We start from the raw sequence: 12,141 nt of genomic DNA, 5'->3' as shown, positions 1-12,141 counted from the left end.
ATCCGAACGTGTGAAAGGTTTCGGGCGCCGACCGCCGGGACAGCTCAAAACATCGCCACATACTCATCTTTAACTCATAGAGTTATAGCAACTTGGAGAACAAGCTGGTAGCAGGTTGCGGACGACCCCCTTGGACATCTACTGGACCAGCCCTTCCCACGGAATTTCGGCTATCTGGAATCTGCAATATAGATCTCCAGTCGAGCATACGACAGGAAACAATCACCTCCGCAATACGAGACATGCCTGCGGGCGTGACATACAGTTCCGGAATGCCGTCTCGAGCTATAGGACGGGTTGCCCGTGTCCGGATAGTGCCACCGGCGCAACCAAGCCTCTTCGACACACCGGCCGAACGACTACTCAGCGTCCTGCAATCAGGAACCCGCACTGTCTGGTACCGGCGCATGTGGCGAATAGGCGGCGTCGATACTCCCAAAGGCTATATACGTGGACGCCTCGGTTGCGAAACCGAGATGGGCATAGACCATTGGGACGACGAACAGTTGGACTTTGTGCCAGAAATCCTTCCCGCTGGCGCCGCATCGCCTTTCGTGATCCGTCTCTCCGATTTCGCCGCAGTCTTCCAGGTGAGATCACCCGTAATACGAGTCGCTTCATTCACGGGAGCTCTTCGCGCAATTCTCCGCGAGCAGATGGACGAACAGTGGGAAATAGCCCCTCCAGCAAAAGAGAAATCGTTCGAGGAGTGGAGAAAAACAGTCGACAAAATTATCCGCCTGAGCGTTAGATTCACTCCTCCGTCAAGCAGTGAAGGGGGATCCGAAACTGATCAGCTCATAACAGAAATGCGCCTGGATTCCGCGAGCCTAGAGCTCAAATCCGAATCCGGAATCGAAACCAATGGAAATATCGCTCAACAGATGCTAGATCATGTCGATCGCAGACATGTCCAAGCGTCAGCGACTGGGGTGCGTGAGAACGGAGAGGTTCCAGTAGAGACCGTATGGGATAGCCAACTCCACGGAGAAAGCCTGATCACCACTATCGCCGTCGACCAAAAAACGGGTGAAGCCACCTTCGAGTCACTGTTCGAAGAAGTGGAAATCATGGAGCTTGGTGAGACATCCTGACCGAATAGCGAACTTCGTCCTCGCCCTCAGCCTCGGTCGATTGTCAACGTTGTGGATCGAGGCTGTGCATCCAGGAGGTGAAGTTACGCAGGCGATCGCGCTGTGCAGGGGTCAGTGGGTTGGGGCGAAAGTGCATGATTTCGTTACGGACCATACGGACCTGATCGAGCCGTTCGGTGAAGAGGGTGCAGTCAATGTGCCAATGGAGCTGCGGCCAGATGCCGGGCATGCGAAGGAAGCGAACGTACTGCCCGAAGGTCATGCTGTTTACCGAGGTGATCCTCCCTCCGACGCACTGAAGGTCCTCGACGGAGAAGGCCCTCCCGATGCACCGGCGCAGCCGCTTCTCGATCTCGCCGACGAGGAAGAACGGCTCTGCGAGCAGACGAAACTGCTCGGTCAGGTCAGCCGTGGTAACAATCCCGCAGATCTCATCACTTTGCTCGCGGACGAGCGCGAAGCCGGCGTCGTAGATCATTGGGATCTTCTTGAGCAGGTCGTCGTTGAGCTTGACGACGTTTGGATCACGATCAATCACCGTGCTCAGCTCGGCGGTCGGAGACCCTACACGGATATGGCCAATCCGTTCCCAGCTGACGGTACCGACGAGACGTCCGTCATTGGTAATGACGGGGAGCTGCGAGTACCCGTGATCCATCATCACAGCATGTGCCTGTGCCAGCGTGGCATCCGGAGGGATAGACATCACCTCATGGTTGGCTGAGGGGATGTCCTTGATGAGGAGAGCAGCTTGCGGGAAGAGTAGCTCCACCGAATCTTCGATCTGCTCCTCATCTACAGCTAACGTCTTGGACGATACGCATACGGATGTCGTCATGCTGACATCGTCGAATGCAGGTTCGCATTTCAGGCCGGCTCTGGCGAGGTCGGCCGCGACACGTGGGACCGTGGTGAAATTCCGAATCTTGAAATCCCATTTGTCCAGTAGGTCGCGGACCGTGAGGTGGATCGGCTCCGAGGCGGCATCGTCCAGGAACTGCTTCAGCTTGTCACTCACGCCGCCCCCTGATCCTGGTAGTCGGAGGTGCTTTCGGGCGCCGCCTCAGCCGGGATAGTGAGACGACCCATAGCGTCTTCGATCAGCGCGACCAACTCCCTGTGGCGGGTTGCGTAGAAGCGCTTGAAGTCCCCTGCCCGCAGGTCAGCGGGATCGATCAGGTGGGTGCCCACGGCATCGTCGAGCCAGTTTCCGGGCAAGCCGGTCTCGGTCTCCAGCGCCCTCATATAGACGCTCGGCGCGCGTGCCCCAATCAGCCGGGCAGTGTGGCTGGTCAGCGGGGTCTTGTTCACGATGCTGTTTTTGCGATCCGCCGGGATGCCGTTCTTCTCGCACCAGGCCTTGGGGAAGATCCGCACGACGTCGACCTGCTGTTCCTCGAAGATGGTCGCGTCGATGATGTCCTTGCTGTGCGTCCAGTCGTAACAGCCTTGCCGAAGTACAAGTGCGTACACCCCCTTGTAGGCCGCGCTGTTGCGGCTAAGGAGGGTATCCAGTCGAGCCGCGCGGAAGGTTGCCGAGGTCACCGATTGCGGTTCCTTGCCGCCACGTACCCAACCAGCGACCTGCTCAAGGTCGCGCGGGAATCGGCTCTCCAGGGCTCCGCTGTACTGCTCCCCAAGGACGCCGCACCAGTACCAGCGTGTGATCTTGTCCAGGATCTCAGGCTGGTCGGTCTCCGAGCCGAGGAGAGTTCTGATGGCTGCGAGCGGGACGAGTTGGGTACGGTAGGGCAAATCGCGATAGGCGAAGACACCCTGGCTGTTCAGGAAGCGCGCGGTCCAGTGCAGTGCCTCGACAACCTGTGGCGCCCAAGTGAGGTAGTCCGCTAGAAGCAGCTCAAGGATGTCCTTGCGTTTGCAGCTCGCTGCGGGGGCGACGAAGGGGTCTCCGCTACCTCGCTTCCGATGGTGAGTGGCGAGAAGGCAGACTGCCTGCAGGAAGTCACTGCTGGCGAGCCGCTCACTCCGATCGGAGCCGTTGAAGACCGGATGCACAGACAACTCTTCAAGTGTCTTCTCCCAGTGCTCAACCAACTGGAAGTCATGGTCATGATCGCGAGAATAGACCCGATCGCCCGCGTACGTCGCGGTAAGCAGCTCGAACACGTTAAGGGGCACGCCCCCTGTGTTGACCTTCTCAAAGACCAGACAAACCGCCTCTTTGGGGGTTGTCTTCGTAAGTTTGATCATCGGAACCTGATACTGGGCAACGTTGACCAAAACGGTCTCGGTGAAGGCCCTCCACCTTTCCCGACGCGCATCGTCTGAGGCGTACTCCCACATCCACCGCTGAGTGGCACCGATGTCGAAGACGTAGCGCAGCGGGAAGTACCCCGACGAACACTCTTGTTCCTCCGTGCTGAGGTCAAGAGCGACGCCGCGCCCGAAGTCGTCTCGGACCATCCGGTCGACCGGTACGGAGATCACCGCCTCCTCGCGGTCGCCATCCGGTGAGATCGCCGCCTCGATGTTGATGTAGTACCAACGGCGCAACTTCTTCTTCCGCGCATCCATGGTTTCAACGGGTTTGCCGGACTTGAGCGCCTGATAGAGGGACGTCATCCGCTGTTGCCCGTCCATCAGCAACTCGTCGGGCTCCCGATTTTCCTCCAGGATCACCCCAGCTAGCGGGCGCGGCTTGAATCTGGCGCCGGTCCCGCCAGTTTCCAAGGTCATCATGACGCCCAACGGGTAGTCCATGGTCACGGTGGCCAACAGAGACCTGATCCGCTCGTCATCCCACTTCCATGGCCGCTGAAAGTCTGGAAGCTGAACCTTTCCGTCGGCAACCATGGTCAGCAACTCGCCGAGGGGGTAGCTCGGGTTCTGGAAGGGCATGACGCTCCTCAGGCGTAGCCGCCAACGTTGATCAAAGACTCTAGCCTCTGGACATGGTGCCGCCTGTACCATTCCCCGACATTCATGGGTGTTCAATGCGCCCAGCTTGCAGAATGGTCACAACTCGTTTACCGCCAGTTGCATTTCGTCACGTCTGTGGTGATATGTCGGCTCAGCCGGAGGTGTCGCTGCGCCGACGGCGACGGAAGCTGGCAAGATGCCAATGAGATTGGGCTGGTCAGGGAGAAGAGCGGAGTGGAATGAGCGCGGGGCCGGGACGATGGGTAGGGCACAGGTCTGACTTCCAGTGGGAAGAGGACGCGCTCAAGCACATCCGCGACCTCATGCCCGACAAGGATCCCTACCGCGCCTGGAGCACGTTCACCTTCACAGGCCAGTTCGGCCACGTCCGCGAAGTCGACCTGTTCATCGCCACCCCGAGTGGCCTCTTCCTGGTTGAGATCAAGAGCCATCCCGGCAAAGCCGTCAACGAAGGCGCCAAATGGATCTTCCGTGACGAGCGAATCAGGACGATCGACAACCCACTCCACTTCACCGATCAGAAGGCCAAGGAGCTCAAGGGCCGCCTGGAGCAAGCTGCGCGCGACCTCAAGCTGAAGCTGACGATCCCTTGGATCGAGCCTGCTGTCTTTCTGTCGGCCCCCAACCTGGAGTGCCGGTTCGACGACATTCAGAAGGTCAAGGTCTACGGCCGTCAAGGGCTCACGGAGCAGAGTGAACTGCCCGGCATCTGGGATGGCCTACACCGTGGCAGGGGCGGGGTAACGCCCCAGATTTCTAGGGACCTGCATCGCCTGCTGGCTCACATCGGTGTCGCCGGCCTGCGTAAGCGTTACAAGATCGGCCCCTACCAGCTCAACCGACGCTCCTTCGACACTGGCCCAACCTGGACCGACTTCCTCGCCACCAACAGCGCGATGCCCGACGACGAGCCGCGGCGCGTCCGCGTGTACCTCTCCGAACTTGGTGCCACTGAGGAAGCCCGAAACTCCACTCGCCGCGCGGCTCATCGTGAATACCTCGCCCTGCGGGGGATCAATCATGATGGGATCGTCACAGCTGACCTGTTCAGTGACGAGCATGACGCTGGCCCATCCATAGTCTTCAAGCACGGCAAGGACTGGCAGCGGCTGGACCACCTGATGGCTGCCCAAGGTGACACCCTTGCGCTGGAAACCCGTGTGGAGATGATCCGCCAGCTCGCCGAGGCGATCGACCACGCGCACCGTCGGCACCTCTATCACCGCGCTCTGGCCGCCCGGTGCGTTTGGGTAGCGATGGACGGCCGATTCCCGCGATTGATGATTGCCGATTGGCAGGCAGCATCCCGCCCGCAGACCGCCACGCTGCTTGGCAGCGACGGCACCTCGCTCGCCCAGCATGTCGAGCTGTCAGCAGCGCCCTATCTCGCGCCCGAGTTCGGTACGGCTGACGCCGATAGCGTACTTCTCGACATCTTCGGTCTCGGAGCGCTCAGTCACCTGATCTTGACCGGCCAGCCGCCTGCGCAGGATCGGGCTGGGCTCGCCACCCGCCTCACGAGCGAACTCGCCCTTGTGCCCAGTGCTGTAAGCGATGCCATCACGCCGAGCATGGACGATCTGGTCCGCAGCGCAACCCATACGCAGGCCGTTGACCGATTCGAGACGGTACGGCAGTTCCTTGAGCGTCTGGATGTGGTCGAGGCTGAAGTAACCGAACCAGGCGAACCCGATGCAGATCCGTTGGAAGCCGTGCGAGGCAGCGTCATCGGCCGTTGGACGGTGCAGAAGGTTCTCGGCAAGGGCTCCACCGCCCGCGCCTTCCTCACCACGACCGGCGAGGTCCTGAAGGTCGCACTCAGCGACTCCAGTGCGGCCCGCCTCATCCGCGAAGCCAACCAGCTGCGTCAGCTCCGCGATTCGCACATCGTCCGGCTCATCGACGGCCCGCAGGAAATCGCCAACCGGACCCTCATCGTCCTCGATCGTGCCGGAGAACGCACCCTCGCCGAACATCTACGCCACGAGGGGCGCCTAGGCCTGGACGAGCTAGAAGGCCTCGGCGATCACCTTCTGGACGCCCTGGTCTATCTCGAAGGAGAGGGCGTCTGGCACCGCGATATCAAGCCGGAGAATATTGGTGTCAAGGAGCTGACCAAGAAGGCACGCCGCCTCGTGCTGTTTGACTTCTCACTTGCAGACGCCTCAGGGAGCGCCACCCGGGCTGGAACTCCTCCCTACCTCGACCCGTTCCTCGGCGAAGACCGCAGGCCGTACTTCGACAAGCACGCCGAGTGGTACGCGGCTGCCGTCACGCTGCACAACATGGCCGCGGGCGAGCTCCCCAGTTGGGGTGACGGTGCGACTGAGCCCGGCATGCTGCAGGAAGAGACGCCACAGCTCGCGGAGGCCGCCTTCAACCCCGTCCTCCGGGACCGGTTGGTTCCCTTCTTCGAAAAAGCACTCCACCGGGATGTTGCCAAGCGCTTCCCCGACCTCCGAGCTCTGCGCCGTGGCTGGTCTGACGTCTTCCGAGACCTCGATAAGAGCACGCCGCTAACCACGCCGGACACCGTCCAAGCGACGAACGACGATCCCACCGAGATCCGCGAGGCTGCGGCACTAGTCGCGCGGCTCGACACCCCCGTACAAGCGGCTGGACTGACTGAGCGGGCCCAATCCGTCGCGCTGCACCAGCTCGAAGTCGGTACTGTCGGAGAGCTGATCCGAATCCCCGCGCCGCAGATTATGCGTCTACGAGGCGTCGGCCTTGGTCCTAAAAACGAGCTGGTAAGGCGCGCCCGTCAATGGCGGCGTAGCCTCGGTCTACTCCAGCCTGCCCCAGGATCGACACCTGTCGTTGAGCATGACTTGGCTCACCTGACAGTTGAAGAGGCAGCAGAGCAGCTCGTCCCCAAGCTCACCGCGCGGAGCGAGGGACGAGTCAATGTCGTCCGGCTCGCGCTTCGATTGCCCATAGATGACACGCTCCCGGCTCTAGCACCCTGGTCCACCGCACAGAAGATCGCTGAATTCGCCGGGCTCGACCGAGCGTACGTCTCGAACGTCCTTTCGGAGACCCGTGAGCGTTGGGCGAAGTCCGTTCGCGTGACGACCGCTCTGCGCAAGGACGTGGCTGAGATCCTCCGGGAGAGCGGGCGAGTCATGGAGGTGGGACAGGTGGCCGTCGCCCTCCTGGCCCGCCGCGGATCCAATCTCGAAGACGAGGCTGTACGGCTCGCGCACGCAGCAGCTTGTGTCCGCGCGGCGATCGAAACCGAGGAAAAGCTCGAAAACCCCAGGTTGAAGAAGCGCCGCCGTGAGACTGACGGAAACCTCCCCGATCGCATGTTGGTCGCGATCTCCGCCGGAGAGGATAAGGACGCACCCAGCGAGGCCGAGCTGCTCGAATATGCCGTGAAGCTTGGCGAGCGTGCGGAGCTTCTCGTCACGCGCAATCCTCTACCTGGGACAGTGAGTGTTCTGGCTGGGCTGCGTGGCGTCAAGAAGCCACAGGACATGGTGTCACTCTCGGATACCGGGCTGGTCGCACTCGCCGGTGCTGCATCCAGGACTGCCGCGGTCTCACCACGTCTGGAGCTGTATCCCCGCGACCTTGACCCTGAGCGTGCGCTGCACCTCGCTCAGGTAGTGGGCTACTTGGGCGAGCCAGGTCTTACTCCCGAGCAGCTTGTCGAGCGGGTTCTCGCCAGGTTCCCCGAACTTGCCATGCCTCCTGAGGCTGCCGAACTCCGGCCTCTGTTGGCGAAGATGGGCTACGCCGTCCAGGTCGTCGACGGTCGGTACGTACTGCCTGACGGCACTCGAACCGGAAGCCTCATGCGGAGTCCTGGATCCGGAACATTCCCTGCCACTGGGTACGGCGGGCCCTCCCGGGACGAGACCTGGCAGCGGCTCGACGTTGCCGCCGAGAATGGCGGCTTCCTGGTGCTGAAGGCTGGCGTTAGCGAGGCCGTCGCCGTACGAAACGCCCTGCACGCACACCCGGAGGTGACTCCAGTGAACGTGACGGCAGAGTTCATGCGTCAGCTGCATGCAATCCGAGACGGGCAGGGATGGCCCGATTGGAGCGTTGTGGTGGATGCGGACGTAGATCACGCTGCTCCAGACGCCCGCGCTGGCTTCGGCATCATGGTCACGGAGGCGCTGCGCCGTTTGGAGCAACTGATCCACTCCATCGAGGGCGTTGCTCTGCTCACCGATGCCACTCCCCTTGCCCGTTACACCGGCGGCCCCGAACTCATTGCTCGGCTGGCGTCCAGAGCGCGGCAGTCTGCTGCGAATCCCCGCGGACTCTGGCTTCTCTGCCCGATGAGCGACCCCAAGAGACCGCCTACCCTTGAGGGCCACGGCATCGGTGTCATGCCCGGTGACGCTGAGCACATCGCCATACCGCCGGGTTTCGCACGCGCAGACCGCCTCAGGAGAGTCTCTTGATCGACCGCCTTGCTCTCGTTCGGGATTTGAAGCTTCAGGTTCGTGAGCTCGAAGAAGATCTTCACGCGCGGGCTGCGGGCGAGTTCGACGAGACCCTCCGTGGGGAATGGCAATCGGCCCGTGATGTGTCTCGTACGGCGGTGCCGTACGAGACGGGGCTTAAGAACTCTTGGCTCGACGACCGCGTCACACAAGCTGCTGTCGCCTGGGTACTCGGCACGGTGTTCGTCCGGTTCTGTGAGGACAACGGCCTCCTCGAACATCCTTACCTCGCGGGACGCGTTGCGAAGGAACACGGCTCTCGTTTGGACGTGGCGAAGGAACTCCAAGAGGAATACTGGAACACTGCCGACGATCCAACCGACCGAGGCTGGATCGAACGATCATTCGACGCACTTGCAGTGACCAGGGCAACTGCCGGCCTGTTCGACAGAGCACACAACCCTATGTGGACGATCACCCCGTCACACGAGGCAGCGAAGCGACTGCTGGCATTCTGGCGCGAGACTGACGAGACTGGCGAAATCCGCCACGACTTCACTGACCCCACCTGGAACACTCGATTCCTCGGGGACCTCTATGAGGATCTCTCGCAGCATGCCAAGGACACCTACGCACTTCGGCAGACACCTCAGTTCGTCGAGGAGTTCATCCTCGACTACACGCTTGACCCGGCCCTGGAAGAGTTCGCAGATGACTTCCTCGACGGAAAGTTCCGCCTAATTGATCCGACTTGCGGTTCCGGCCACTTCCTGCTCGGCGCGTTTCACCGACTCCTCGCCGAGTGGGAACGAAAGGCTTCAGGAGCTGGCCGCTGGGAGGTGATCGCTCGATCACTCAACTCGGTGCACGGGGTGGACAAGAACGCCTCGGCCGCAGCCATTGCCCGCTTTCGCCTCCTCCTTGCCGCCATGGACGCCGGAGAAATCAAAAGGCTCGCCGACCTCCGCGGGGACTTCGCCATCAATGTTGCTGTCGGCGACTCTCTCCTTCACGGCCGGAGTGGGCCGATCCGGAATGACGAGATCACCGGCTTCGAGATTCCTGGCAGAGCCACCAACCCTGACGTATTTACCTATCGGACCGAGGATGTTCTCGAATACGTGCGGGAATGTAACATTCTCGGCACACACAGCTATCACGCCGTCGTGGGAAATCCGCCATACATTACAGTCAGAGATAAGCAGGAAAACGCGAACTATCGCGACAGCTATCACTATGTCTGTTCAGGTCAGTACGCGCTCTCAGTGCCGTTCGCAGCACGCTTTTTTCGGCTAGCAAAACGGGCTGGAGGTGACCATCGCAATGGCGGCTACGTTGGCCAGATAACCGCAAACTCCTTCATGAAGAGGGAGTTTGGTAAGAAATTCATTGAGGAATATCTTTCCGGAGCCGATCCTCTACGCTCACCACAACTCACCCACGTAATTGACACCTCGGGCGCCTACATTCCAGGGCATGGTACTCCGACAGTCATACTCTTCGGCCGCAATCAGGCGCAGCTGACGCGTGACGTTATTCGTACTGTCATGGGCATCCAGGGCGAGCCCGGCCAGCCCGAGAATGCAGCCAATGGCAAGGTTTGGCAGGCGATCACCCGGCAACTTGATCATCCCGGAAGCGAGAGCCAATGGGTCTCCGTTGTCGACCTTCCTCGCAGTGAACTATCTACCTTTCCCTGGAATCTTGGCGGCGGCGGTGCAACAGCCCTTCAGACGAAGATTGCCAGAGCAGCGAACCGCCGCATATATGACATTGCCGACAGTGTAGGCAGGACAACCGCAACTGGAGCGGACGATCTATATTTTCTCCCCAACCTAGCCACCGCCCGCCGTCTCGGCGAGGAACGCGTGGTCAGACCCCTCGTTGTGGGCGATGCCGTTCGCGACTATCAGGTCACTCAGTATGTTTTTGTGCGAAATCCTTATGAGATTCCCGATAACTCACAGCCTCTCCCAAATACCTCAAGCCTGGTTACAAGATCCCTTTGGCCCGCCCGCGCTATGTTGCGCCAACGGATGATCTTCGGCGCCACGATCGAAGAACAGGGCAGGCCGTGGTATGTCCACCTGGAGAACTATTCCAGCAAATTGACCACGTCTTCAGCGATCACATTTGCCTTTGTCTCCACACATAACCATTTTGCCTATGATCGCCTGGGTTGCTTGTTCAATCGCACTGCCCCAATGATCAAGCTTAAGAACCAAAACGAAAATGCTCACTTGTCACTAATTGGTGTGCTCAATAGCTCCATAGCATGCTTTTGGCTCAAGCAGGTGAGTCATGATAAGGGATCACAGGGAGTCAATGAAGGATTTAAGTCTCAGGAGTGGGAGCGCTTCTACGAATTTACGGGAAATAAACTCAAAGACTTCCCGCTTCCGAACGAGCTCCCTCTGGCATTTGGGCGCGAATTGGACCTTCTCGCTCAGCGCTACGCCTCAACTGAACCAGCCATCGTGGTTGCGGAAGCGATACCCAACTGGGAACGATTGGACGCCGCACAAGCCGAGCAGGCTCGCATCCGAGGGCAAATGATCGCAATGCAGGAGGAGCTGGACTGGGAGGCGTACCGGCTCTATGGGCTACTCGACGCGAGCGAAGCTGCCGAGCTGATAGCGGCAGCGGAAATCGTGCCCGTCCTGAATCTCGGCGAGCGGGCTTTTGAGATCGCCCTAGCGCGAAAGATCGCTCTGGGTGAAGGAGAGTCCGCGTGGTTCGCTCGGCATGGGTCAACCCCGATCACGGAGGTTCCTGCCCATTGGCCTCTAGCGTATCGAGGGGTCGTAGAGAAGCGAATCGAGGCGATCGAGCGGCGGCGGGACCTGGCACTGATCGAACGGCCGGAATGCAAACGGCGTTGGGCAAGCGAGTCGTGGAAGAAGAAGGAGCAGGCTGCTCTCAGGGATTGGCTGCTGGATCGATGTGAAGAGCGGTCGTTCTGGTTCGCGCCAGATGGTTCGGGTGGAGAGCAGCCCAAGCCGATGACGGTCTACCGACTAGCGGACAGACTCACCAACGCCTTCGACGGCACGGATGTCGTGGCAGTGGCTCGGCTTTATGCGGGCGACGACGCGAAACTAGTCGATGTGATCGCGGACATCGTCAATGCCGAGCATGTGCCGCATCTCGCCCAGCTCCGCTACAAAGAATCCGGACTGATCAAGCGGGCGCGGTGGGAGCAGACCTGGGAGCTGCAACGCGAGGAGGACCGGACGGGGCTGAGGCTCGACATCGACGTGCCGGATAAGTACAGCTCGGGGGACTTCCTCAAAGCCTCCTACTGGCGCAATCGCGGCAAGCTGGACGTGCCTAAGGAGCGGTTTATCTCCTATCCGCTCGCATCGCCCGATACCGACGGGTCGCTGCTGCTCGGCTGGGCCGGATGGAACCACCTTGAGCAGGCTCAGGCGCTCTACACGTTGATCGAAGAGCGGCGATTCGGCGACGGCTGGGATCGGGACCGGCTCGCGCCGCTGGTGGCGGGTCTGGCCGAGGTCATGCCGTGGGTGTGGCAGTGGCACGGCGAGCGCGACGCGGAGGGCCGCATTCCGGCTGCAGGGTATGCCGAGTATCTGGAGGAGCAGCAGCGGGAGCTGAAACTGACGGATGAGGAACTGACCGCGTGGCGACCCAAGGCGGCAGGCCGGAGCCGTTCGAACCGCAAATAGGCCGGGCCTAGAACCACGCCACGCGTACGTTAGACAACCGCGAGCGCTTAGCTCGCA

The 12,141-nt window shown here is 60.7% G+C and carries 5 protein-coding genes; 3 read left to right on the top strand and 2 right to left on the bottom strand.

The window, feature by feature from the left end; all coding sequences use genetic code 11:
* Window positions 1–407: 407 nt before the first annotated feature.
* On the top strand, window positions 408–1,094 hold the full coding sequence (locus ABFX55_RS40590; RefSeq protein WP_346128678.1) for a hypothetical protein: 687 nt from the start codon (window positions 408–410) through the stop codon (window positions 1,092–1,094).
* 43 nt (window positions 1,095–1,137) lie between these two features.
* Here ABFX55_RS40590 and ABFX55_RS40585 read toward each other — a convergent pair whose 3' ends face one another.
* Together ABFX55_RS40585 and ABFX55_RS40580 are read right to left on the bottom strand one after the other, a co-directional pair.
* On the bottom strand, window positions 1,138–2,112 hold the full coding sequence (locus ABFX55_RS40585) for a CBS domain-containing anti-phage protein (protein WP_346128676.1): 975 nt from the start codon (window positions 2,110–2,112) through the stop codon (window positions 1,138–1,140).
* Complete coding sequence (locus ABFX55_RS40580; RefSeq protein ID WP_346128675.1) at window positions 2,109–3,953, bottom strand: GmrSD restriction endonuclease domain-containing protein; 1,845 nt, start codon at window positions 3,951–3,953, stop codon at window positions 2,109–2,111. The genes ABFX55_RS40585 and ABFX55_RS40580 overlap by 4 nt, the downstream gene beginning before the upstream one ends.
* 260 nt (window positions 3,954–4,213) lie before the next feature.
* On the opposite strand from ABFX55_RS40580, the gene pglW reads away from it, so the two are divergent.
* Entirely contained in the window at window positions 4,214–8,413 is a 4,200-nt protein-coding gene (gene pglW, locus ABFX55_RS40575; protein ID WP_346128674.1) for a BREX system serine/threonine kinase PglW, read from the top strand.
* Window positions 8,410–12,084: a BREX-2 system adenine-specific DNA-methyltransferase PglX gene (gene pglX / locus ABFX55_RS40570; protein ID WP_346128673.1), complete on the top strand. Its 3,675-nt coding sequence runs from the start codon at window positions 8,410–8,412 to the stop codon at window positions 12,082–12,084. Before pglW ends, pglX begins: the two co-directional genes overlap by 4 nt.
* Window positions 12,085–12,141 lie beyond the last annotated feature (57 nt).

Origin of the sequence: Nonomuraea roseola (genome assembly GCF_039535395.1) — a bacterium.
Classification (GTDB): domain Bacteria; phylum Actinomycetota; class Actinomycetes; order Streptosporangiales; family Streptosporangiaceae; genus Nonomuraea; species Nonomuraea roseola.
Note: the sequence above shows the minus strand (reverse complement) of the source record. Positions and strands in the feature narration are given on the sequence as shown.